The organism is Candidatus Pelagadaptatus aseana (assembly GCF_040362265.1).
Classification (GTDB): Bacteria; Pseudomonadota; Gammaproteobacteria; order Pseudomonadales; family Cellvibrionaceae; genus Pelagadaptatus; species Pelagadaptatus aseana.
The window spans coordinates 65,616-88,306 of the sequence record NZ_BAABNJ010000002.1 but is presented as its reverse complement, the minus strand read 5'-3'; the positions used below and the strand labels follow the sequence as shown (position 1 = coordinate 88,306).

Here is a 22,691-nt window from a genome sequence, read left to right as displayed (position 1 = left end):
AAATGAAGTAGTTTTTGCTCACTTCTTCGAACACAACCCCTCCCCAAATAGAGTAGAGAGTTCGATGTGCGGCATTTTGCCGCATCAAGTAAGAGCTATTTTTGACCCGCATCAACACTTCCAGACAAAAGCCCACAACTGCCTGAAATACGGGATCAATTCTCTCCCATCGCGCCCAAAAGCACGCCCACTTACAGTTGCGAGCGCCCTTTCTTGGCAGCAATTCTCATACGCAGTGCGTTCAGCTTAATAAAGCCCTCAGCATCCTTCTGATCATAGGCACCGGCATCGTCTTCGAAAGTGGCAATTTTTTCATCAAACAGACTGTCTTCCGAGCGACGACCAGCGATACTCACAGAACCCTTATAAAGCTTGACGCGCACATCACCGTTAACAACCGACTGAGACTCATCAATGGCAGCCTGAAGCATTTTGCGCTCAGGGCTCCACCAATAGCCGTTGTAAACCAACTTGGCGTACTGGGGCATCAATTCATCTTTCAGGTGTGCCGCTTCACGGTCCAGAGTCAGTGATTCAATCGCACGGTGAGCCTTCAGCATCACAGTACCCGCCGGCGTTTCATAACAACCACGGGATTTCATGCCCACATAGCGGTTTTCAACGATATCCGCACGGCCCACGCCGTTTTCGCCAGCCACTTTATTCAGGTACTCCATCACGGTAGCCGGAGACATCTGCTCACCATTAATGGCTACGATATCGCCATTTTTGTAGGTCAACTCAACGTAAGTCGGCTTGTCTGGAGCATCTTCGGGCGCCACAGTCCAGCGCCACATTTCCGGATCCTCTGCTTCCCACCATGGATCTTCCAAGTTGCCACCCTCATAAGAAATGTGCAGCAGGTTAGCGTCCATGGAATATGGGGATTTTTTCTTACTGCTGGCGTAATCCACTGGAATATTGCGCTCTTCACAGTATTCCATCAGTGTCTCACGGGACGTCAGATCCCACTCGCGCCAAGGAGCGATTACCTGAATACCCGGCTTAAGTGCATAGGCACCCAATTCAAAGCGGACCTGATCATTACCCTTGCCGGTCGCGCCATGGGAAATGGCGTTAGCGCCGGTTTCATTGGCAATTTCAATCAAGCGCTTGGCAATCAACGGACGAGCGATGGACGTGCCCAACAGGTACTCACCTTCGTAAACCGCATTGGCACGAAACATTGGGAAAACAAAATCACGCGCAAATTCTTCGCGCAGGTCATCAATGTAGATTTCCTTGATACCCATGGCCTCGGCTTTGGCTCGGGCCGGCTCCACTTCTTCACCCTGACCAATATCAGCAGTAAAGGTAACCACTTCGCAGTTATAGGTTTCCTGCAACCATTTTACGATTACAGAGGTATCCAGGCCGCCAGAGTAGGCGAGCACCACTTTATTCACGGATGACATAATCTGACCTCAGAGATAACAAGCACCACCCCGGTATGTAGAGAACCGGTCCGAATAAATCACAGACCGCAATTTATTCTGGTGAATGCTGAGTAGAATTCGGGCGCGAATTGTAGCCGTTTCCTCAACAGAATCCCACCTGAATCATAGGGATAGACGTAATTGAGCAAAATTTCCAGAAGGAGAATCTAGCAGTGATTAGTTGCGCGCCAGTTCCGGCACGCTGGGACCACCATTTTTTTGCAGGCGAATAGTGACCCGGCGGTTCTGTGCCCGCCCCATTCGGGTCCGGTTGGTGGCCACAGGGTAGCGTTCGCCATGCCAGCGAACCTGAATCTGATCGGGGGGTATGCCTTTTTGCCTCAGAATGGTTGCCACCATTTCAGCACGCTTTTTGGACAACTCAAGATTTTCCCCGCGATTGCCCACAGCATCGGTGTGACCATCAATAAAAAATGATTGCACGGAAGGATCTGCTTTTACATAAACCGCAATATGCTCCAATTTTTTCAGCTCACTGGGGCGCAATGAATCCCTGCCGGAGGGAAAATAAATTGCCGTGCGCTCAATTTGACGGAAGTTTACCGGCAGCAATGTGGCCAGACACTCCATAAACTGGCGATAGGCCCCGGTAAAATTGACCGAGCTCAAAACCACCCGGGAAGACTGCTCCGCGCCATACCATGGCTTGCGGGTAATAACGATTTTCTGACCGGCCAACAACTCCGCCAGAATACGCTCAGTGCGAGCCTCTTCCAGAGTCAAAGGGTCTTTACCCTGCTTCACCGACACCAGCCCCAGATTCACATTTTTACCACGAGGCTTCCATACCGGCGCCTCAGACACCAGTGAAGCCTTACCTGTTTTAAAACGCTCCCTTGATGGCTTTAAATCGAAGGTCGCTGCCTCGCCAGCCTCTTTGTAAAACACCCCTTTGCCATAAAAGGGGATATCGTGCGTCATGCGGCACTCAAAAATTGAGCCCTCAACCATCCAGGACGACTCATCCATGGGCGTCTGATAAGTGGCCGCCCAACTGTGGGCAGCCATAAATTTCAACACGACAAGAACTAGTAACCACTTACCCACAGCAAACCGCCCAACAATCTGTAAAATATAAAGGTGATAATAGCTTATCGGCCTGATCCAACTGTGCTTTAACCCTGTTTTTCGGTAGCATGCGCACCATTGAACACCTACAGGTATTCCCAATGACTCAGACTCTGACCATTTTGCGCCCTGATGACTGGCACATTCACCTTCGTGACGGTGATGCACTCGCAACTACCGTTGTTGATGCCGCCAACAGCTTTGCCCGTGCGATCATCATGCCCAACCTTGTCCCCCCCGTACTCAACGCCGAGCAGGCCATGAGCTACAAGGAGCGAATTCTGGCAAATCGTCCAGAGGGCAATACCTTTGAGCCCCTCATGGTGCTTTATCTGACGGACAACACCACGCCCGAGATGATCGCTGAAGCCCATCGTGCCGGCGCTGTCGCCTGCAAACTGTATCCTGCAGGTGCGACTACCAACTCCGACTCCGGTGTGACCGATATCAATAACACCTACCCGGCCCTCGAGGCCATGCAAAAGTACGGCATGAAATTCCTGCTGCACGGTGAAGTTACCGACTCCAGCATCGACATTTTTGACCGCGAAAAAGCCTTTATTGATCGCACCCTGAGCGTACTCAATCAAGATTTTCCCGATCTGAAAATGGTGATGGAACACATCACCACCAAGGATGCGGCCGACTTTGTCGCCGAAGCCAGCGACAATATGGCCGCCACCATTACCGCACATCACTTGCTTTATAATCGCAACCACATGCTGGCCGGCGGCATTCGCCCTCACTATTACTGCTTGCCCATCCTCAAGCGATCCACCCATCAGGAGGCCCTGGTAAAAGCCGCCACCAGTGGCAACCCTCGCTTTTTCCTGGGCACCGACTCTGCTCCTCACGCCAAGGATAAGAAAGAAGCCGCCTGTGGATGTGCCGGCAGCTATACCGCCTACCACGCCATAGAGCTCTATACCGAGGTTTTTGAAGAAGCCGGCGCACTGGATAAGCTAGAGAATTTTGCCAGCACCTTTGGCCCAGATTTTTACGGTTTACCCCGCAATACCGACACCATTACTCTGGTACGCGAACCCTGGCAGGTACCCGAAAATCTGCAACTGGCCGACCAACCTCTGGTTCCCGTCAAAGCGGGTGAACAACTTAACTGGAAAGTTAAGCGTTAAGCCGTTTCTCTCAAAGCAAGGAATTAACATTGACCAGCCTGGAACCCGCCGTGGACCTCGACAAAGACCAAGCCAAAAGCCTGCTAGCTGAACGCTTTCGAGGCTTTTTGCCCGTTATCGTAGACGTTGAAACCGGCGGCTTTAATGCAGATACCGATGCCCTGCTGGAAATTGCTGCTGTGACTTTGCGCATGGACGATGACGGCGTCCTGCATCGTCATGAAACTTTTGATTTTCACCTTGAACCCTTCGAAGGTGCCAATATCGAGCAGTCCGCCTTGGACTTTACCGGCATTGATCTTGAGTGCCCGGAGCGAGATTCGATCCCGGAAATGATGGCCCTGCCCGACCTGTTCAAACCAATCCGTAAGGCGGTCAAAGAAAACGGCTGCACCCGTGCTGTCATGGTGGGCCATAACGCCCATTTTGACCTGGGTTTTGTCAACGCTGCCGTTAACCGCTGCGACATCAAACGCAGCCCGTTTCACCCCTTCAGCTGCTTTGACACAGCCACATTGAGCGGACTGGCTCTGGGGCAAACCGTTCTCGCCAAAGCCTGCCAAACGGCTGGCATTGAATTTAGCAACAGCGAGGCTCACTCTGCAGCCTATGACGCAGAAAAGACAGCCGATCTGTTCTGCCTGATTGTCAATCGCTGGAAGGAACTGGGTGGCTGGCCACTGCCCTGACGTTTTGCCTCATTTAAAACCTTGAGTCACTTTACCTGTCTACTATCACACAGGCAGATTCTGAATGACTCGCTAATATTGAATCTGAAACTAATCAATATCAGCAAAGAGGGTTCCTTATGAAACACATTATTCTTGCCGCCATCATTGCCGCCACCCCCTTATTAACAGCCTGCGGCGGTGGTGACTCCAACATTCAAACTCACAGCAACACCCAGGGTCAGGAACTGATGGACCTGAAAACAGCCTATGACAGCGGCATACTTACAGAAAAAGAGTACGAAAAGGCCAAAAAAGAAATCCTGAAGCGATAACCTGTAGTTGGTTTTTACAGGGCAAAAAAAACCCCGCTATTGCGGGGTTTTTAAAGACAGAGCCGTAATTACAGCTTGTCAGCGTTTTCGCTCAGGTAAGAAGCAACACCATCCGGAGAGGCAGTCATACCTGCATCACCCTGGTTCCAGCCAGCAGGACATACTTCACCGTGCTCCTGATGGAAGGCCAAAGCGTCAACCATACGCAACATCTCATCCACGTTACGACCCAGCGGCAGGTCATTCACCACCTGGTGTCGAACCAGACCGTCTTCGTCAATCAGGAAAGAGCCACGGAAAGCTACACCACCTTCGGCTTCAACATCATAGGCCTGACAAATCTCGTGCTTAACATCAGCGACCAGAGTGTACTTAACAGGGCCAATGCCACCTTCGTTGACAGGGGTATTACGCCAGGCGTTGTGAGAAAATTGAGAATCAATGGAAACACCAATCACTTCAACACCGCGCTTGGTAAACTCATCCATGCGATGGTCAAATGCCAACAGCTCAGAAGGACAAACAAAAGTGAAGTCCAGTGGGTAAAAGAAAATTACCGCTTTCTTGCCTTTGATCGTTTCAGACAAAGTGAAAGTGTCAACAATTTCACCGGAACCCAATACTGCTGCAGCTGTAAAGTCTGGAGCTGCCTTACCTACCAAAACGCCCATTGTTATCTCCTATGATTACAAAGTAGAGCCAAAAACTTAGTTAACTTAACCGGAATCAATGCCATAACTGGCACCTTTTCCAAACGGCCTGCTTATAAATCGAACTATAAGCACACCATAATCTAATAGCGAGCAACTATCTTACACGCCTGACATGCGCAGTCTCATTAATTTTTTATATCGTAACCATTTAGCTTCACTAAAAAATAAATGAGAAACATTCGCAAAACCTTTTGACAATAATTCTCATTTGTAATAAATTATCAACACCAAACAAACGAAGCCAAACAGCAAGATATATAGCCATGTACGTCTGCCTCTGCAAGGGAATCACCGATAATCAAATTAAAGACGCCGTTTTCGGTGGCGCGTCCAATCTGCGAGAGGTTCGCAAACAACTGGGAGTCATGAGCCAGTGTGGTAAATGCGGCATCATGACCAAGCAAATTGTCGAGGAAACCCTGAGCGACAGAAGTGTCGAAGAGCAGAGCAATCTGTTCTACGCAGTAAGTTAAAGCTTCACGTATTTACCAACAAAAAAGCCAACTCAATGAGTTGGCTTTTTTGTTTAGAGTGCGGAGTGAACTATATGTGATTAAATAATGACTCGCTGCTCAACCCCTGCTTCTCAAGTATGTCACGCAAACGCTTGAGAGCCTCAACCTGTATCTGTCTGACTCGCTCGCGGGTCAAACCTATTTCACGACCAACCTCTTCAAGCGTGCTCATTTCATAGCCTCGCAGACCAAAACGACGAGTAACCACCTCACGCTGCTTGTCAGTCAACTCCGTCAACCAGCCATCAATGCTATCACTCAAGTCACTGTCCTGAAGTAAAGCCGCTGGATCAGACACCTGCTGATCAGGAACTGTTTCCGCCAAAGTGCGATCAGCGGAAGGTCCAATGGGCACATCCATGGAGGCAACGCGCTCGTTCAAACCCAGCATTTTCTGAACATCTTCGACAGGCTTATCCAGCAGATCGGCAATATCTTCTGGCGTTGGCTCATGATCCAGCTTTTGCGCAAGCTCACGGGCTGCACGCAAATAGACATTAAGCTCTTTAACCACATGAATCGGCAAGCGGATGGCCCGGGCCTGATTCATGATCGCTCGTTCAATGGTCTGCCTGATCCACCAAGTGGCGTAAGTCGAAAAACGGAAGCCCCTTTCAGGGTCGAATTTTTCCACCGCGCAAATCAAACCCAGATTACCTTCCTCGATCAAATCCAGCAGAGCCAGACCCCGGTTAACGTATCGACGAGCAATCTTAACAACAAGCCTTAAATTACTCTCGATCATGCGCTTGCGAGAGGCATCACAACCACGCAGCGCCTTTCTGGAAAAGTAGACTTCTTCTTCTGCGGTAAGAAGGGGGGAAAAACCAATCTCATTAAGGTAGAGCTGTGTCGCATCCAGATTTTTATGAAAGCGACCATCATCATCGGTTCGACTGGGACGTCGTATTCTCTCTTTGATACTTCTTTCAGGACCACCTTCTTCCAGGCTCAAACCTTCGGTGCTGTCGAAAGAGTTCAGATCCATTAAAGCGCCATCACGCTCTTCAGTCTGTGGTTTTGTTTCTTGTACGGCCATGCTCTTGCCCCATTTTATTGGTTCTAAGTACTGGCACAGCCAACCACAGGGGCGTATTGACCTCTGGCAGTCGCAGTGCTTGTATCCTTATCCCCTTGGACTATTTTTTTATTCGCGTGAGCTTAATGCTCACTTATTTATTTTTATCGTCGAACTGTTATACGAGCTATTTATTACAGAATGCAGTCTCTCCACGTCAGGAACGTTTCGGCAGATACCACAGAGGGTTAACTGGCTTTCCTTCCTTACGAATTTCGAAGTGGAGTTTATTTCTATCGGTACCGCTTGAGCCAATTTCGGCAATTTTCTGACCCGCTTTAACCGCCTGCCCTTCTTTCACCAAAAGGCGACGATTGTGGGCGTAAGCACTGAGAAAGGTTTCACTGTGCTTGATGATCAAAAGGTTGCCGTAACCCCTCAAGCCGCTACCGGCATAAACCACCACTCCCGCACCTGCAGCAACCACAGGCTCCCCCAAATTTCCCGCAATATCAACACCTTTATTCAAGGCATTTTGGGATGAAAATGTTGCCAGCAACTTACCTTTAGCAGGCCAACGCCATTTCACCGACCCAGAACTGGCCAATATTTGCGATTTGGAACGAGCGTTTGATGTTGTGGTTTTTGAACGATTAACAGGCGCTTTTGCCGGTTTGCTGACCACTTTCTTGGAAACCGGCTTCACCTGCGAAGACTTGGCCTTGCCGGACAAGCGGATCAACTGCCCCGGATAAATCGTGTAAGGCTTAGCAATGCCATTATTACGAGCCAGAGTTTTATAGTCGTGACCATATCGCCAAGCTATTGAAAACAGGGTTTCCCCTCTGGCAACCACATGTTGATTGAGTTTTTGAGAAGGCGGACCAGCACGATCAGACACTGGCGCACTTGGATTGGGAGAAGCACAGGCCGTAAGCAGCAGCAAAGCGTTCAAAATATTGAACACTTTAAAGTGACACATTATTCCTCTCAGGGTCACAAACACAGTGCCTGTCCCCCTCCCCTATCGGTTTGTTGCACCGCCTTATAGAAAGCACGGTTATTAAACTAATTTATTTTTATAACAAAAAAGTCTTCGCCTTTTCGATCAAACCTAAAAAATCAGTCTAATTTCTACCTGATTTTTCCGCAGATTTGGCCAGTTTATCCAGACTTCTGTTGCTGCAGTTTTTCAGTGCCCAACACCAGAATCACCCCCAGACAGAAAAATAGTATCGCCCAAGGTAATCCCGAAGACACATTCATTATTTCTTCATATCGCCATGGCGAGATCACCGAATCAACCAACGGTCGGACTTCGCCATGGCGATCCATCACGGATTCCACCGTGACACGCCAGGGCCAGAGCATGACCAACGACCCCATCAGAAATCCGGTTAGAACCGCCATTGTCGCTTCATGATACTTATGTAATAACCACCCCAGAAGATGGGAGAAGGTCAACAACCCCACGCCACAGCCTGCAGCAAAGACTGCCAGAACAGGGATATTCAGATCACCCACGGCCTTAATAACAATGGGGTAAAGCCCCATAATCAATAACAGGAAGCCCCCGGAAATACCCGGCAACAACATGGCACTGATGGCAACAGCCCCCCCTGCCATCAGCACCCACCAATCATCTGGTAATTCGGCCGGACGCAACTGTGAAATCATTATGGCCACGGCCAGCCCAACCATCGCCTGCAACGCCCGTCTGGGCGTCCAGTCATCCACCTGCCGAAACAGATGAATCGAGGCCGCCAACACCAACCCGAAAAAGAAAGACCAAACCTGAATAGGCCACTCTTCCAGACAATAACTGACAACATTGGCCAAAGAAAACACACTGAAGGCGATACCGGCCAGCAGCGTAAACAGGAAATTGCCGTTGATATGCCGCCATGCCGCGACTATACCCTCTCGATACAACAGGGTCAGAGCATGATGATCACAGCGTCGCAGAGAGGCAATCAACTCTTCATAGATACCGGTAATAAAAGCAATGGTGCCACCCGAAACCCCCGGCACCACATCGGCGGCACCCATGGCCATACCGCGTAAAAAAAGCAGACCATAGTGCCTGCTTTTTCCTGAGTTCGTAGTCTGAGGTGAATCAGGGCTGACCACTAGCGCGCCGTCCCGGACAGCATGGGCACAAATTTGGCCCCTTCCAGCACACGAGAAATGAATTCATCCGAGTCGCCATCGCGAATCACCATGCGCAGCTCCTGAGTATCGCCGCCAACCGGAATCACCAGCACGCCATTGGGCGCCAATTGATTGAGAAGTTCCTGAGGCACCTCACGTGGTGCAGCACAAGAGATGATACCGTCGTAGGGGCCACGATCAGGCCAGCCAAAATTACCATCGGCATACTTGAGTTCAACATTACGTAGACCCAACTTGCGCAAGCGCTCACGGGCCTTATCCTGCAAGGGCTTGATTCGCTCAACACTGTAAACCTGTTTTACCAACTGGGCCAGAATCGTCGTTTGATAACCAGAGCCGGTACCAATCTCCAAAACTTTATCGAGTTTTCCAGCAGCACCCAACAGCACTTCGGTCATGCGCGCCACAATATAGGGCTGAGACAAAGTCTGACCATAACCAATCGGCAGCGCTGTATCTTCATAGGCGCGATGCGACAGGGCTTCATCGAGAAAAATATGTCGCGGTGTATCCGCAATAACATCCAGAACCTGAAGGTCTGTCACGCCCTGATCGGATAGACGTTGCACCAGTCGCTGCCTCGTTCTCTGCGAGGTCATGCCAATGCCTTGTAAATGGAGATTGCTCACTGTTTTCCCAAATCAAAAATCAACAAAAACGGCCCTCAAAACCCGCCCGGAGCCAAACACAGCGACTATAACACAACCTGAGCTTGTGACACGTCCCGCAAATAGCACAACTCCCGCAGAATCGCCGTTGCGTAGGTACCGGGAGGCAAAGCAAAGGACAACTGCAACTGTTCATCGTCCAGCTGCCAGTTGAGCTTATCCGGTAACAGCCTTAATCCCCGCCGCTCCTGTTTCAAGCCAACATGCTCCATGCCATCGCGCCATGCTGCCATGGGCGCCAGCACCGCCTCTTCCAGCTCCAGACAAACACCCTGGGACAGAGGCCTTCCCCTGCCCCATAGCGGGCCAGAAAAATCCTCGGGATCGCCCTCAAGCTCTGTATCCCAGGTTTTCTCCTGCACGCGGCGACTTAATACGCTGTTGAACAAGTAGGAGCGAGCCGCAGACATGGCCATGGTGCGACGCTGGCGATTATTGATCTTTTGCCCCTCCACCAACAATCGGTTGGCCAACTCCAGATTGCCCGCTTCACGACCAAATCGCTGCTCACCAAAGTAGTTAGGGACGCCCTGCTCAGCAATCACCGACAAGCGCTGTGACAGGGTTTCGATGCGGCCATCGAGATTGCGCAGCACCAACTCAAACCGATTGCCCAAATGACTGCCGCGGCGCAGCTTGCGACAATGCCGATCTACCCTAAGCAACTGTACCGACTCGGAATTCAGTTGCTGCCAGTCCGGCTCGTCCCCCTTGGGAAGATAAACGCTGAACCATTGGCGGGTAACGGCGTGACGATCCTTCAAACCACAGTAGCCGACATCCGCAGGACCAACTCCGGCCAGTTTGGCAATCTGGCGCGCCAGCCAATCGGTATTATCACCGCGCTTTTGCAAATGCAGCACAACGTGCTCGCCACTGCCGGTAAATTCAAAATCCAGCAACTCATCCACAAAGAAATCTTCCGGCACACAGCGAAAGTCGGCCTTAACCTGCGGCTCACCATAGGCGTATGCCCAGTTCAAAGAGAAATCGATATCCATTATGCAATCATCGACTCTATCAGCGCTTACTGCCACGACGGGAGCCCGGGCGATTACCATTGGTTTTACCGCCAGCCCGGCCCGCACCTTTGCGATTATTGGTGGAACGACGAGGCTTCTGGCCTTCACTGTCGCCAAAGCTGCGGCCCTGTGCGCCCGCTGCTTTACTGTACTTTTTATATTTACCAGCGCCGCGATCGTCGGCCGGAATCAAGCAGCGCTCACCATCGCCAATTAAATCCTTGCGCTTCATCTTGATCAGCGCTTCGCGCAGAAACCCCCAACTCTTGGGATCGTGGTAGCGCAAAAAAGCCTTTTGCAAACGGCGCTGTTCCAACTTGCGCGGCGTGTAGACCTTGTCTTTGCCTTTGTATGTCAGCTTTTTCAGCGGATCTCGCTGGGAGTGGTACATGGCGGTTGCCAGCGACATGGGTGACGGATAAAACGTTTGCACTTGATCCACCCGGAATTTATTGCGCTTGAGCCACAACGACAGATTGAGCATGTCCTCGTCTTCGCAGCCGGGGTGACCCGCAATAAAGTAGGGGATCAGATACTGCTCTTTGCCCGCCTCTTTGGAAAACTTGTCGAACATACGCTTGAAGCTGTAGTAGGTATCCATCCCCGGCTTCATCATTTTATCCAGGGTGCCCTTCTCACTGTGCTCCGGGGCAATTTTCAAGTAGCCACCCACATGATGGGTCACCAGCTCTTTGACGTACTCCGGATCTTCCACCGCCAGGTCGTAGCGCAGCCCCGAGGCAATGGCGACCCGTTTGATGCCGGGCACTGCCCGGGCCTTGCGATACAGCTCGGTGGTGGGCGAGTGATCGGTCACCAGATTTTTACAAATGGTAGGGAACACACAGGATAAGCGCCGACAACTGGCGTGAATCTTGGGGTCCTTACAGTTGAGGAAGTACATATTGGCCGTTGGCCCACCCAGATCGGAAATAGCGCCGGTAAAACCCGGCACCTTATCGCGAATATCTTCCAGTTCTTTGATCACAGATTCGTGGGAACGACTCTGAATTACCCGCCCCTCGTGCTCGGTAATGGAACAAAAGGTACAGCCACCGAAACAACCACGCATGATATTGACCGAGGTTTTGATCATGTCATACGCGGGTATTTTGGCGTCACCGTAACTCGGGTGCGGCCGGCGCTGGTAGGTCAGGCCGAAAATGCCGTCCATCTCCTCTGTTTCCAGCGGAATCGGTGGCGGGTTGACCCACAACTCCTTATTGCCATGACGCTGGACCAGCACCCGGGCATTACAGGGGTTGGACTCCTGATGCAGAACCCGGGAGGCATGGGCATACAGCACCGCATCACTTTTGACCTTTTCAAACGACGGCAAGCGCACACAGGTGTTATCCAGATCCCAGTCACTGCGCCCCTGCAGAGGCATGGGAATAATTTTTACCGGCTCTTCTTCAGCTTCGGCCGAATCCAGCTTACTGCAACTGCCACCCTCATTGGATTCATAGTCGTAGGGGTTGGGCAGCGCATCAATATGACGCGGCCAGTCAATCCGGGAGGAATCAATTTCAACCCAACCCTCGGGTACCTCACTGCGAATCACTGCGGTACCGCGGATATCGGTCAACTCCGAGACGGCTTTCCCCAGCGACAACTGATGTGCCACCTCGGCAATGGCCCGCTCGGCGTTTCCATAAAGAAGAATGTCACCAGTAGCATCCAACAGCACCGAGCGGCGTACCTGATCACTCCAGTAGTCATACTGGGCAATGCGACGCAAACTGGCCTCGATGCCACCCAGTACCACCGGCACATCACTGAAGGCCTCTTTACAGCGCTGACTGTAAACAATCACCGCGCGATCCGGGCGCTTGCCGGCTTCTCCACCGGGGGTGTAGGCATCGTCGTTGCGAACCTTGAGGTCGGCGGTATAGCGATTGATCATGGAATCCATATTGCCGGCGGTAACCCCGAAGAACAGATTGGGCTTACCCAGCGCCTGAAAAGCCTCTGCACTGCGCCAATCGGGTTGGGCAATAATGCCCACACGAAACCCCTGAGATTCCAGAAAACGCCCCATCACCGCCATCCCAAAACTGGGGTGATCCACATAAGCGTCGCCACTGACCAGAATAATGTCGCAGCTGTCCCAGCCCAATTCATCCATTTCCGCCCGCGACATGGGCAAATAGGGTGCGGTGCCATAGCACTCGGCCCAATACTTGGGGTAGCCGAACAAAGGATCTGCTTTCAGGGGGACGGCCTGGGGACGGGACATGGGGATTTCTCTGGCAAAGTTCAATAACCCACCAATTTTCTCAAATTTAGCCCCTCGGGAACAGAGCTATAGCTGTTCATCCAAAGAAAACCACCATGCGTATTGCCCGAAATTACAAATTCATACATTTATAACCCTTCTTAACCCCGGATGAAGGCTCGCTGCGCAGACACCCAATGCAAAAGCGCTTAGAATTTAGCGAATAAATGCAAACGAATAATTTCATTGAGAGCTCAATGCCACTACACCACCTCAAATGCAGCTTAATTCTAGCCACTGGGTTGTTTCTGGCCGGCTGCCAAACCAGTTATCTGGCCCCCGAGGTAGAGACTCAGTGGCAACAGCAGCCGGCAGCTACACCGGAATTCTCCGAGCTGCAAAACTGGCTGCAGCACTTCAGCGATCCACAACTGAACCAACTGGTTGATAAGGCTCTGGCCCAGAATCTGGATCTGCAACAATCTCTGGCCCGAGTCAGAGCCGCAGAACAGCAGGCCATCATCAGTGGCGCCACCCGGTTACCGGCCATTGATCTCAACGGTTCGGGGCAACGCCAGAAGCTGACCACCGGTAATTTCAGCGAAAATTACGGCACCGATCTGCAGCTCAGCTGGGAAGTGGATCTTTGGGGCAAGCTCAGTGACAGCGCTCAGGCCGGCAAGTTTGAACTGCAAGCCGAACAGGCCACGCTGGAATCGGCCCGATTATCTCTGGCCGGGCAGGTGGCCAAAGCCTGGTTTGACCTGCAAACCGAGCAACGCCTGTTGCAACTGTTTCAGGAGCGCGTCAGCAATCTGACCCGCAATCTGGAAATCATCGAGAGCGGTTATCGTCAGGGCATCAACAGTGCACTGGATCTGTATTTGGCCCGCAGCGATCTGGCCTCGGAGAAAAGTCAGCTTCACAATCAGAGCAATGCCCGCCTGCAAGCGATCCGCACACTGGAAATCTTACTGGGGCAACACCCTAGCGGCGATCCCGCCATTGTGGCGCAACTGCCAACCTCAATCATTGCCCCGGCCAGCTTACCGCAGGACATCCCTCTGGCAATGGTATTCCAGCGCCATGACTTACAGGCCTCTTACAGCAACTTGCTGGCCGCCGATCGCGAAGTGGCCGTTGCCCACAAGGCTCGCTATCCGGGCCTGAGAATCTCCGCCGCGGGCGGCGACAGCAGCAATCAATTTGGCAAACTGTTTGATCAAAGCTCTCTGACCTGGAGTGTTTTGGGCAGCATTACCCAACCGATTTTTGCGGGTGGCAGCCTCAAGGCCCAACAGCAAAAGAAGCAGTTTGAGCTGCAACAGAAAGAACAACAGTTTTTGCAGGATGTCCTGATCGCCTATCAGGAAATCTACAATGGCCTCGACACCGAGAAAATCCTGCAACAGCAACTGCAGGAACTGACCGCCGCCGAAGATTTTGCCGAAGCGGCGCAATCCCTGTCCTTTGAAGAATACCAACAGGGACTGCAGGACTACACCACCGTACTGGAATCCCAACGGCGCGCCTTCGCCGCCCAGAGCGAGGTTATTAATGTCCGCAATACCCTGCTGAAAAACCGCATCAATTTTTATCTGGCCACCGGTTCTCAATACTGAACACCGCTGACTGACACAACCACAGAAGCTGAATAATGGAACTGACACGCAACAAATTTATCATCGCCATCGCCGTACTCGCGGGCTTTCTGCTACTGAGTTATCTGATCGCGAGCAACAAGCCTCAGGGTAAGTTTCGGCCACAGGGCACCCAGATAGAATTGGCGGTAGAGGCCTACACGGTGCAATCCCAAAGCTATCAGTTTCAACTCGACAGCTTTGGCAATGTGCAACCGCGCACCCAGAGTTTGTTGGTAGCTCAGGTCAGCGGCCAAATCGTCAACATCAATCCCGCCTTTCGCGATGGCGGATTTTTCAAGGCCGGCGATGTCCTGATTAATATCGATGACCGCGACTACCTGGCCAGCGTCAACATGGCCAAAGCCGAATTGATGCAAGCCAAACTGTCACTGGCCGAGGAAAAAGCCCGGGCCAATCAGGCATTGATTGACTGGCAACGACTGGGCAACGGTGAACAAGCCACCGATCTGGTATTGCGCAAACCACAACTGGCTGTCGCCGAAGCGCAAATCCTGTCTGCCGAGGCCAACTACGAAAAAGCCAAACTGGATTTGCAACGCACCAAAATTACCGCTCCCTATAACGGCCGGGTGAAAACCAAGAATGTCGATATCGGCCAGTTCGTCAACAGCAATGCCCAACTGGCCACCATCTTTGCCACCGATGTGCTGGAAGTTCGTCTGCCACTGAAGAACAGTGACTTGCCCTTTATTACCCTGCCCGAAAATTTCCAGGACGCACAGTCCCGACCGGAGCATTACCCCAATGTCATCATCGGCAGCGATCTTGGCAGTTATCAGGAGTGGCGAGGCAAGATTGTCCGCACCGAGGCCGCCATTGATGACGACAGCCATCAACTCTATGTGGTGGCCCAGATAGACAAGCCGTTTGTTAAAGACGACAAACATGTATCGCCGCTCAAGATCGGTCAGTACGTCACTGCCACCATTGAAGGCTCAAAACTCAGTGACGTATTGATTATCCCGAACGGCAGCATCTATCAGGGCAGCTATGTCTATACCGTCAGGGATGACGTTCTGCAGCGTCAACCGGTCACCATCGGTTTTCAGAACGACAGTGTGGCATTTATTGAATCCGGGCTTAACGCAGGTGACAGGTTAGTTACCTCACCACTGGGGCAGGTCACCAGTGGCACCCGGGTTACCATTAAAAATACCGAGCAGCAGGCTCGCGCCGGAGCCGAGCAGCCATGATCGCCTGGTTTACCCGCAACGACGTTGCCGCCAACCTGTTGATGGCAACCATTATCTTTCTCGGTATTTTTTCATTAAAAACCCATATACCACTGGAGGTCTTCCCCACCTTTCAACTGGAGGTGGTCACGGTGGAGGTATCGCTGCGCGGCTCCACACCGGAAGACGTGGAAGAGTCTGTTTCGATTCGCATCGAGGAAGCGGTACAGGATCTTGAAGGCATTAAAAAAATCAGCAGCCGCTCTACCGAAAGCAATGCACTGGTGAATATTGAAATCGAATCCGGCTACGACTCCCGGGATCTGTTAAACGACATCAAAACCCGGGTTGATGCCATCAACACCTTTCCCGCAGAGGCCGAAAAGCCCGTCATCAGTCTCGGAATTCGCAAGCGTGACGTCATCAGTGTCGCCATTGCCGGGCACTTTTCCGAAGCCGAGATCCGCCAGCAGGCTGAACGGGTACGGGATGAACTGTTGCGTATTCCCGGGATCACCCAACTGGAACTCTCCGGTGTCAGGGATTACGAAATCAGCATCGAGGTATCTTCGGATAAATTGCGTCAATACCAGTTGCAACTGGCCGATGTTGCCGACGCGGTAAAAAGCACGTCTCTGGATTTATCGGCCGGCAACGTCAAAACCCAGGGCGGCGACATCCTGCTGCGCCTGAAAGGCCAGGCCTACAACCGCACCCAGTACGAGAACATCATTGTCGCCTCCACCCAGGACGGTTCTCTGGTTCGACTCAAAGACATAGCAGTGGTCAAAGACGGCTTTGTCGAGGACGCCATCCACACCCGCTTTAATGGCAAACCGGCGGCACTGATCGATGTTTATCGGGTAGGCGATCAGAGCGCCATTGACGTCGCCGACAAAGTCAAAGATTACGTCGATCAACAACAGGCATTCCTGCCGCAAGGTTTTGAAATCAGTTACTGGTCAGATCGCTCCCGCATCGTCAAAGCCCGTCTGACCACTCTGGTGAACAACGCCATTCAGGGCGGTATTTTGGTGCTGGCACTACTGACCATGTTTCTGCGCCCCTCGGTGGCCTTCTGGGTATTTATTGGTGTACCCGTCAGTTTTATGGGTGCCTTTATCTTTATGCCGTTTATGGGCGTCACCCTGAACATCGTCAGTCTGTTCGGTTTTATTCTGGTGCTGGGCATTGTAGTGGACGACGCCATCGTCACCGGCGAAAACATCTACCGCCATATAGAGATGGACGGCAGCGGCGAACGCTCGGTGATCCGCGGAGCCGAGGAAGTCGCGATCCCGGTAACCTTTGGGGTATTGACCACCATTGCCGCGTTTATTCCCATGACTCTGATCGAAGGGGTGCGCGGTGAAATCTTCCGCCAGATCGCACTGGTGATCATCCCGATCCTGTTATTCTCTCTGATCGAATCAAAGTTTGTTTTGCCCTCTCACCTGAAACACGTCAAAGCCAAACAACCGGGCAACGAGGGACGTTTCTCACGCTTCCAGCGTCGCTTTGCCAAAGGCTTTGAACAGGCCGTACTGCGCTATTACCAACCGGTACTGAGCTGGTGCATCGGTCACCGCTACGCGGTACTGGCCAGCTTTATCGGTTTGTTTATTGTTATTGCCACCATGATCGGCAGTGGCTGGATGCGCTTTGTCTTTTTCCCCAAAGTGGAATCCGAAACCTCTCGTGCCACACTGTCCATGCCCTCGGGCACCCCGTTTGAAGTGACCGATCGCCACGTACAATTTATTACCGAACAAGCCATCAAACTCAAAGAGAAATACCGCGACCCGGACACGGGGGAATCGGTCATCCTCAATATTTACTCATCATCCGGTAACGGCGGCACCCACAAGGGCAGAATCCGCTTTGAAATATCCTCCCCGGAAGATCGCGCCATCAAGATCACCAACACCGAACTCACCAATGAGTGGCGCACCATGATTGGCACCATACCGGGCGTAGAGCAACTGACCTTCCGCTCGGAAATCATGCACGCCAACGATCCCATCGATGTGGAGCTGACCGGTTCAAACTATCGGGATCTGGAAGCCGTCGCCGACCAGATCAAGGAATACCTCGACCACGTCCCCGGTGTGTTTGATATCAGCGACAGCATGTCGGACGGCAAGGAAGAAGTTCGCCTGGTACTCAAGCCCGAAGCCTATGCTCTGGGCCTGACCGACTCCATGATCATCAGTCAGGTGCGTGAAGCCTTTTATGGATACGAGGCCCAGCGCATTCAACGGGGTCGTGATGACGTGCGAGTCATGGTGCGCTATCCCCGGGACGAGCGCCGCTCGCTGGCCAACCTCAAGGATCTGCGGGTCACCACCGCTGACGGCCGCAAGATTCCGGTCGCCCAGGTGGTCGATCTGGTTCCCGGTAAAAGTCCGACCGCCATTTACCGCAACAATCTGGCCCGAACACTCAATGTCACCGCTGACATCGATAAGAATTCGGTCAATATGACGGTGCTATCACAAGAACTGAAAGCCTTTATCGACCAGCAACTGATCCAGTACCCCGGCGTCAAATACAGCCTCGAAGGAGAGCAACAGGAACAGAGTGAGTCCATGGGCAGCATTGTCTATGGTTTGATCTTTGTGTTTTTTGCCATCTACGCGCTGCTGGCGATTCCGTTCAAATCCTACGCCTTGCCATTGATTGTGATGTCGATCATCCCCTTTGGCACCATTGGCGCCATTCTCGGTCATTGGCTGATGGGCAAGCCTCTGACTTTCTTCAGTATTCTCGGCATCCTCGCGCTGATTGGCGTGGTGGTAAACGACAGTCTGGTGCTGGTGGAATTTATTAATCAGCAACGCAAAAAAGCCAAAGCCGGCTTGATGGAAGCCATTCAAACCGCCGGCGCCGCACGCTTCCGTCCGGTGCTACTGACGTCACTCACCACCTTCTTTGGTCTCTTGCCGCTGTTGTTTGAACAGAGTACCCAAGCCCAGTTTCTGATTCCCATGGCCATTTCACTGGCGTTCGGCATCATCTTTGCCACGCTGATCACTCTATTGTTGGTACCCGTGAACTACGCCATCGCTTACGAACTGAAGAGAAAAATTCTCCCCCCGAAAAAGAGGTAAGTCATGAGCCGGGTAATTTTATGCGCCTTGGTCTTGATGCTGAGCGGCTGCGGCGCTTACACCACCATCTCCAACGTCTGGGTTGCCCCGGATATCCAACAGCGAAATCTGCAGGGTACGCTGGTCATCGCAGTGACGCATCAGGAATCGGTCCGCATAGATTTTGAAGATGCCTATACCAAAGTCCTTCGAAGAAACGGTGTAAAAGCCATTGCCAGCCACACCCTGATCGGTGGCACTCTGGACCAATCCGACAAACAGGACATTATTGCCGCAGCCCGACAGGCCGGCCTCGACACCCTGCTCGTCTCCCATTACGCCGGCACCGAGGAAGAGCCGGTGTTCCACCCCGGACAAAGGTATTACACCGTGGTTCCCGAGTACGGTCCCTACTACCACGACCGGGGCTTTGACGGTCACTACGGCCGGTTGATTGAATTGGGTTCCACCCCGGATGTGTGGACCACCAATCGCTACGTCTTTATTGTTTCCGATCTGTATCAAACCGACAACGGGGACCACCTCTGGCAAGCCACCTCAGAAACCATCAGTCCCAGGAACAAAAAAGCACTCAGGAACGCGTCGATTAAAGCGTTTATAAAACAGATGAAGTCACAGGGGTTATTGTGAAATCAAACAACAAGTTGCCCTGATGACCAACAGTAAACAGTCGCTCTGCCTGGGACCGACGGCACGAAGTGGCAATCGCTAGAGAATACTCTGGGCAAAGTCTTCAAAAAACACCCCCTGAGAACCATCGGGCAATACTTTTGAAATCTTAACCGCATCATCCTCTATCAATCTCAGGGTGTAAGGCTCTATCGATTGACCATCAGGACCGGTAACAATCAGGACATTGGGTTTTATGGAATCTTCCAGCAGTGTGGGCAAAACCAGCCCCAATCGTCCGTCATCTATTTCCACCACACTGCCCACCGGGTAGACGCCAATGACACGGATAAACTTGATCACCAAAGCCTCATCATAGTGACTGCCACGCAGCGCCATCAGAGTTTTCAGCGCCTCCAGTGAAGAGCTCCCGGAACGATAGCTGCGGTCGCTGGTTTGGCTGTCGAATGTATCCGCGATGGCAATGATTTTACTCAAATACGGAATGTCATAACTGGACTTACCCGCCGGGTAACCTTGACCATCCAGACGTTCGTGATGGCTGACAATCGCTTCCAAAATATCAGAAGAAAAGTCATTATCGGCTCGCAGTAATTCGAGAGAAAAAAGCGGGTGTTTTTGAATCAGACTGATTTCATCAATCGACAGTTCATCCTTCTTTGAAAGAATGGCTTGCGGCACCTGCATCATTCCCATGTCGTGCATCAAAGCCGCCAATCCCAACTCTTCAAGCTCCTGACGCTCCAGACCGACCTCCATTCCCAGCATAATACTGAGGATGGTAACCCTCAGAGTATGATCAACCAGATAACTGGAGTGCGAATCCGTCAAGGACAACCAACGCAATACCGCCGGATTTTTGAAAGCACTGTCGACATGATGGCCCACCAGAGATTTTGCCAGTTCAAGACTTTCTTTATCCAGGTGTCTGGATTCAAAAATAGACTTCAACAATAAAATCGAGCGATCATAAATCGGCTTACATTCTTTGAATGCCTGATCGACGGATTCTGAAAATGGTTGCATCTCTATGCGCTCAGGTTTTAAACCTTCCACCCGACTTTTGACCACATCAATATACACATAGCGACAGGCCGCCCTCAGTTGGCTCAAGGTCTGCTCATTTTTGATCCGGAATCCCCTGACCAAAAAAGGCGATTGATCCCACGGGATATCCAGTTTTGCGACGTACATGCCAATACGCAGTTCTTTGACTGAAATTTGAACCCTTTCTTTGTACAGCTTGTTTCCACGTAAAGATTTTTTGAGCATTCTGATCCTATTCGGTCTTCTCCGACCACGGGGGAAATGGACAGCCTGTGCCCCGACCCAGCGGCCAATCATTTTAAAATAGCGGGAACATCAGAAAAATCTAACGTTCACTATGGGTATACCACTTCCCCAACCACACCATTTGATGACAATCAAAAACCGAAAATTCAAGGGAGCCAATCCCAACATGGTAAAAACGGAGGGTTGACGTACCAATCCCCCCAAAAGAAAAGGACATAAATCCGTACAAAGCTCTTACAGAGGGTCATCCATCCCCATCCATGCAAAAAAAATGGCCAGCAGGGCCGGCCATTAATTCTGTGCAGCAATTATTGCAATCAGTTGGTGCGTGACAACATATATTTCGCAACCGCCAGACGGGTTTCCTCATCCAGATAGTTCTGCGGTGGCATCTCCGGGTAGTCATCACGCTTCTTCACCGGGTTGGCAATATAGTCGGCCAGCCCCTGAGGATTATCCATATACAAGGCCTGAATCAGCTGAACCGGAGGCCCGATCATACGGCCATTGTAGGTGTGACAACCGGTGCAAACACCCAGATAGGCAATCTTGCCCTTGTCTTCGCCCTTGATTTCACGGGGCGGCACCGGCTCATCCAGCAGATAGGTATCGATGCTGTCGGTGTTGGTGAAATCACAGGTACCAAAATCACCAATACCCACGTGGTTATAGCGATGGCGGTTGATGATACAGCTGTCACGACTGACACCCACACGCACAATATCCACCGGCCCGGACTTTAACTCGGTCAGCATCAACGCCTTTACATCGTCAATGGTGTCATAACCGTTATTGAGCATGACGTTATCGAGAATCATGACTTTATCAGCCGCCGGATCCGCACCGGGATCGATGGTGGTGTTGGGCGCATTGTCATGATCGGTGATGATAATCGCCGCGGTTTTGTTATTGGAAAAGATATTACCTTCCACCACCACTTCATCAGCCGCCATAATCAGCAAGCCGGTTCCGGCTGGAACACCGGCAACGGTAGAACCGGGGGCTCCAAAGTTCGGTGTATTGTTATTCACCACAAAATTGTTACGGAAGATCACGTCGTAGGTAGTCTTGATCGGCAATCCCGGTGTAATAAACGCCAACAGTCCGCCCGTGTTGTTGTGTACGTAGTTGCTTTCAACAATGGCATGACGGCTGTTTTCAATCTCAATGCCCGCCACACTGTCGAACACTTCGTTGTAAGCCACGTGAATGTTGTCGCTCATACCGACATAGATTGCCGCGTCTTCAATACCGGATATAACGTTGTGCTCCACCACCCCGTTTTTGCCCAGCTGAGGAAAAATACCGTACACACCGGTATCGACAATGTGATTGTTGCGAATTTCAAAATTGTTACCGGCCTGCCCCATGATGGCGTTGCCTTTGTATTTCACAATTTTCAGGTTCTCGACAACAAAATTATTACCGGAGTAGAGAATCGCATCGTTGAGTTTTCCCTGGCCATCCAGAGTCGCGCGTTCGCCTTTTTCAATGACACCGATGATGCTGATATTGTCTTTATCCACATACACGGTCTCATGATAGCTACCGGGAAAAACCTGAATGGTGTCACCCGGCTGGGCACTTTTCACGGCTTCCTGAATTGAGTCGCCGGGCTTGACCGCAATGGTTTTACCCTCGGCAATCACGGCCGCTACCTGACCGCTTGTCTGAGACAACTCGGCATCCTGATCCTGTTTGTAGCCACCGCTGTAAGCTGCGCCATTGGCGCTGGAGGTAATGACCACCTCACTGCTGCTCTGCCCCAGATAAAGCCCTCCGACAAACGCCGCCGTGGCCAGCGTAATGGCCGCTAGAGTTCCCGTCCGCAT

At 51.7% G+C, this 22,691-nt stretch carries 19 protein-coding genes; 8 read left to right on the top strand and 11 right to left on the bottom strand.

The window, feature by feature from the left end:
* Window positions 1–191: 191 nt before the first annotated feature.
* Both ACPXV9_RS02960 and ACPXV9_RS02955 read right to left on the bottom strand, forming a co-directional pair.
* The gene (locus ACPXV9_RS02960) at window positions 192–1,415 is read right to left on the bottom strand and encodes an argininosuccinate synthase (RefSeq protein WP_423894446.1); all 1,224 of its coding nucleotides are present in this window, start codon (window positions 1,413–1,415) and stop codon (window positions 192–194) included.
* 198 nt (window positions 1,416–1,613) lie between these two features.
* The gene (locus tag ACPXV9_RS02955) at window positions 1,614–2,465 is read right to left on the bottom strand and encodes a flagellar protein MotY (RefSeq protein WP_423894444.1); all 852 of its coding nucleotides are present in this window, start codon (window positions 2,463–2,465) and stop codon (window positions 1,614–1,616) included.
* Window positions 2,466–2,626: 161 nt separating this feature from the next.
* On the opposite strand from ACPXV9_RS02955, the gene pyrC reads away from it, so the two are divergent.
* The 3 genes from pyrC (at window position 2,627) to ACPXV9_RS02940 (ending at window position 4,664) form a co-directional block, all read left to right on the top strand.
* Window positions 2,627–3,661 (top strand): dihydroorotase, encoded by a 1,035-nt coding sequence (pyrC, locus tag ACPXV9_RS02950; protein WP_423894442.1) that lies wholly within the window; start codon window positions 2,627–2,629, stop codon window positions 3,659–3,661.
* A gap of 29 nt (window positions 3,662–3,690) precedes the next feature.
* Window positions 3,691–4,350: a ribonuclease T gene (rnt, locus tag ACPXV9_RS02945; RefSeq protein ID WP_423894440.1), complete on the top strand. Its 660-nt coding sequence runs from the start codon at window positions 3,691–3,693 to the stop codon at window positions 4,348–4,350.
* 119 nt (window positions 4,351–4,469) lie between these two features.
* Window positions 4,470–4,664 carry an SHOCT domain-containing protein gene (locus ACPXV9_RS02940; protein WP_423894439.1) on the top strand — a complete coding sequence of 65 codons (195 nt, stop codon included), beginning with the start codon at window positions 4,470–4,472 and terminating at the stop codon, window positions 4,662–4,664.
* Between the two features lie 68 nt (window positions 4,665–4,732).
* Here the strand turns inward: ACPXV9_RS02940 and ACPXV9_RS02935 are convergent, their stop codons facing one another.
* On the bottom strand, window positions 4,733–5,335 hold the full coding sequence (locus ACPXV9_RS02935; RefSeq protein ID WP_423894437.1) for a peroxiredoxin: 603 nt from the start codon (window positions 5,333–5,335) through the stop codon (window positions 4,733–4,735).
* Window positions 5,336–5,640: 305 nt separating this feature from the next.
* Here ACPXV9_RS02935 and ACPXV9_RS02930 point away from each other — a divergent pair, with 305 nt between their 5' ends.
* The gene (locus ACPXV9_RS02930; RefSeq protein WP_423894435.1) at window positions 5,641–5,850 is read left to right on the top strand and encodes a bacterioferritin-associated ferredoxin; all 210 of its coding nucleotides are present in this window, start codon (window positions 5,641–5,643) and stop codon (window positions 5,848–5,850) included.
* Window positions 5,851–5,920: 70 nt separating this feature from the next.
* On the opposite strand, the gene rpoS is transcribed toward ACPXV9_RS02930, so the two are convergent.
* From rpoS to ACPXV9_RS02900, 6 genes are all read right to left on the bottom strand, one after another.
* A complete protein-coding gene (rpoS, locus tag ACPXV9_RS02925) occupies window positions 5,921–6,931 on the bottom strand; it encodes an RNA polymerase sigma factor RpoS (RefSeq protein WP_423894433.1) in 1,011 nt (336 codons plus the stop codon).
* A 196-nt stretch (window positions 6,932–7,127) separates the two neighbouring features.
* Window positions 7,128–7,916: a peptidoglycan DD-metalloendopeptidase family protein gene (locus ACPXV9_RS02920; protein WP_423894432.1), complete on the bottom strand. Its 789-nt coding sequence runs from the start codon at window positions 7,914–7,916 to the stop codon at window positions 7,128–7,130.
* Between the two features lie 158 nt (window positions 7,917–8,074).
* Window positions 8,075–8,959, bottom strand: a complete 885-nt coding sequence (locus ACPXV9_RS02915) for a DUF368 domain-containing protein (protein ID WP_423894430.1) — start codon at window positions 8,957–8,959, stop codon at window positions 8,075–8,077.
* An 80-nt stretch (window positions 8,960–9,039) separates the two neighbouring features.
* Window positions 9,040–9,681, bottom strand: coding sequence for a protein-L-isoaspartate(D-aspartate) O-methyltransferase (locus ACPXV9_RS02910; RefSeq protein ID WP_423895030.1), 642 nt, complete (start codon window positions 9,679–9,681; stop codon window positions 9,040–9,042).
* 95 nt (window positions 9,682–9,776) lie between these two features.
* Complete coding sequence (truD, locus tag ACPXV9_RS02905; protein WP_423895028.1) at window positions 9,777–10,754, bottom strand: tRNA pseudouridine(13) synthase TruD; 978 nt, start codon at window positions 10,752–10,754, stop codon at window positions 9,777–9,779.
* Between the two features lie 16 nt (window positions 10,755–10,770).
* Window positions 10,771–13,011 carry a YgiQ family radical SAM protein gene (locus ACPXV9_RS02900; protein ID WP_423894428.1) on the bottom strand — a complete coding sequence of 747 codons (2,241 nt, stop codon included), beginning with the start codon at window positions 13,009–13,011 and terminating at the stop codon, window positions 10,771–10,773.
* A gap of 236 nt (window positions 13,012–13,247) precedes the next feature.
* On the opposite strand from ACPXV9_RS02900, the gene ACPXV9_RS02895 reads away from it, so the two are divergent.
* From ACPXV9_RS02895 to ACPXV9_RS02880, 4 genes are read left to right on the top strand one after another with little or no spacing between them, the layout of a single operon-like run.
* Window positions 13,248–14,612 carry an efflux transporter outer membrane subunit gene (locus ACPXV9_RS02895; protein ID WP_423894427.1) on the top strand — a complete coding sequence of 455 codons (1,365 nt, stop codon included), beginning with the start codon at window positions 13,248–13,250 and terminating at the stop codon, window positions 14,610–14,612.
* A 35-nt stretch (window positions 14,613–14,647) separates the two neighbouring features.
* Entirely contained in the window at window positions 14,648–15,847 is a 1,200-nt protein-coding gene (locus tag ACPXV9_RS02890; protein ID WP_423894426.1) for an efflux RND transporter periplasmic adaptor subunit, read from the top strand.
* On the top strand, window positions 15,844–18,936 hold the full coding sequence (locus ACPXV9_RS02885; RefSeq protein WP_423894424.1) for an efflux RND transporter permease subunit: 3,093 nt from the start codon (window positions 15,844–15,846) through the stop codon (window positions 18,934–18,936). The genes ACPXV9_RS02890 and ACPXV9_RS02885 overlap by 4 nt, the downstream gene beginning before the upstream one ends.
* 3 nt (window positions 18,937–18,939) lie before the next feature.
* Window positions 18,940–19,566, top strand: a complete 627-nt coding sequence (locus tag ACPXV9_RS02880; protein ID WP_423894423.1) for a hypothetical protein — start codon at window positions 18,940–18,942, stop codon at window positions 19,564–19,566.
* 78 nt (window positions 19,567–19,644) lie between these two features.
* Here ACPXV9_RS02880 and ACPXV9_RS02875 read toward each other — a convergent pair whose 3' ends face one another.
* Window positions 19,645–20,838: an HD-GYP domain-containing protein gene (locus ACPXV9_RS02875; RefSeq protein WP_423894421.1), complete on the bottom strand. Its 1,194-nt coding sequence runs from the start codon at window positions 20,836–20,838 to the stop codon at window positions 19,645–19,647.
* 338 nt (window positions 20,839–21,176) lie between these two features.
* Window positions 21,177–22,691 carry a parallel beta-helix domain-containing protein gene (locus tag ACPXV9_RS02870; RefSeq protein ID WP_423894419.1) on the bottom strand — a complete coding sequence of 505 codons (1,515 nt, stop codon included), beginning with the start codon at window positions 22,689–22,691 and terminating at the stop codon, window positions 21,177–21,179.

Coding starts and splice junctions, on each gene's coding strand:
- ACPXV9_RS02960 (WP_423894446.1), bottom strand. CDS start 1,415: ATGTCATCCGTGAATAAAGTGGTGCTCGCCTACTCTGGCGGCCTGGAT.
- ACPXV9_RS02955 (WP_423894444.1), bottom strand. CDS start 2,465: ATGGCTGCCCACAGTTGGGCGGCCACTTATCAGACGCCCATGGATGAG.
- pyrC (WP_423894442.1), top strand. CDS start 2,627: ATGACTCAGACTCTGACCATTTTGCGCCCTGATGACTGGCACATTCAC.
- ACPXV9_RS02940 (WP_423894439.1), top strand. CDS start 4,470: ATGAAACACATTATTCTTGCCGCCATCATTGCCGCCACCCCCTTATTA.
- ACPXV9_RS02935 (WP_423894437.1), bottom strand. CDS start 5,335: ATGGGCGTTTTGGTAGGTAAGGCAGCTCCAGACTTTACAGCTGCAGCA.
- ACPXV9_RS02930 (WP_423894435.1), top strand. CDS start 5,641: ATGTACGTCTGCCTCTGCAAGGGAATCACCGATAATCAAATTAAAGAC.
- rpoS (WP_423894433.1), bottom strand. CDS start 6,931: ATGGCCGTACAAGAAACAAAACCACAGACTGAAGAGCGTGATGGCGCT.
- ACPXV9_RS02915 (WP_423894430.1), bottom strand. CDS start 8,959: ATGGGTGCCGCCGATGTGGTGCCGGGGGTTTCGGGTGGCACCATTGCT.
- ACPXV9_RS02910 (WP_423895030.1), bottom strand. CDS start 9,681: ATGACCTCGCAGAGAACGAGGCAGCGACTGGTGCAACGTCTATCCGAT.
- ACPXV9_RS02900 (WP_423894428.1), bottom strand. CDS start 13,011: ATGTCCCGTCCCCAGGCCGTCCCCCTGAAAGCAGATCCTTTGTTCGGC.
- ACPXV9_RS02895 (WP_423894427.1), top strand. CDS start 13,248: ATGCCACTACACCACCTCAAATGCAGCTTAATTCTAGCCACTGGGTTG.
- ACPXV9_RS02890 (WP_423894426.1), top strand. CDS start 14,648: ATGGAACTGACACGCAACAAATTTATCATCGCCATCGCCGTACTCGCG.
- ACPXV9_RS02885 (WP_423894424.1), top strand. CDS start 15,844: ATGATCGCCTGGTTTACCCGCAACGACGTTGCCGCCAACCTGTTGATG.
- ACPXV9_RS02880 (WP_423894423.1), top strand. CDS start 18,940: ATGAGCCGGGTAATTTTATGCGCCTTGGTCTTGATGCTGAGCGGCTGC.
- ACPXV9_RS02875 (WP_423894421.1), bottom strand. CDS start 20,838: ATGCTCAAAAAATCTTTACGTGGAAACAAGCTGTACAAAGAAAGGGTT.
- ACPXV9_RS02870 (WP_423894419.1), bottom strand. CDS start 22,691: ATGCGGACGGGAACTCTAGCGGCCATTACGCTGGCCACGGCGGCGTTT.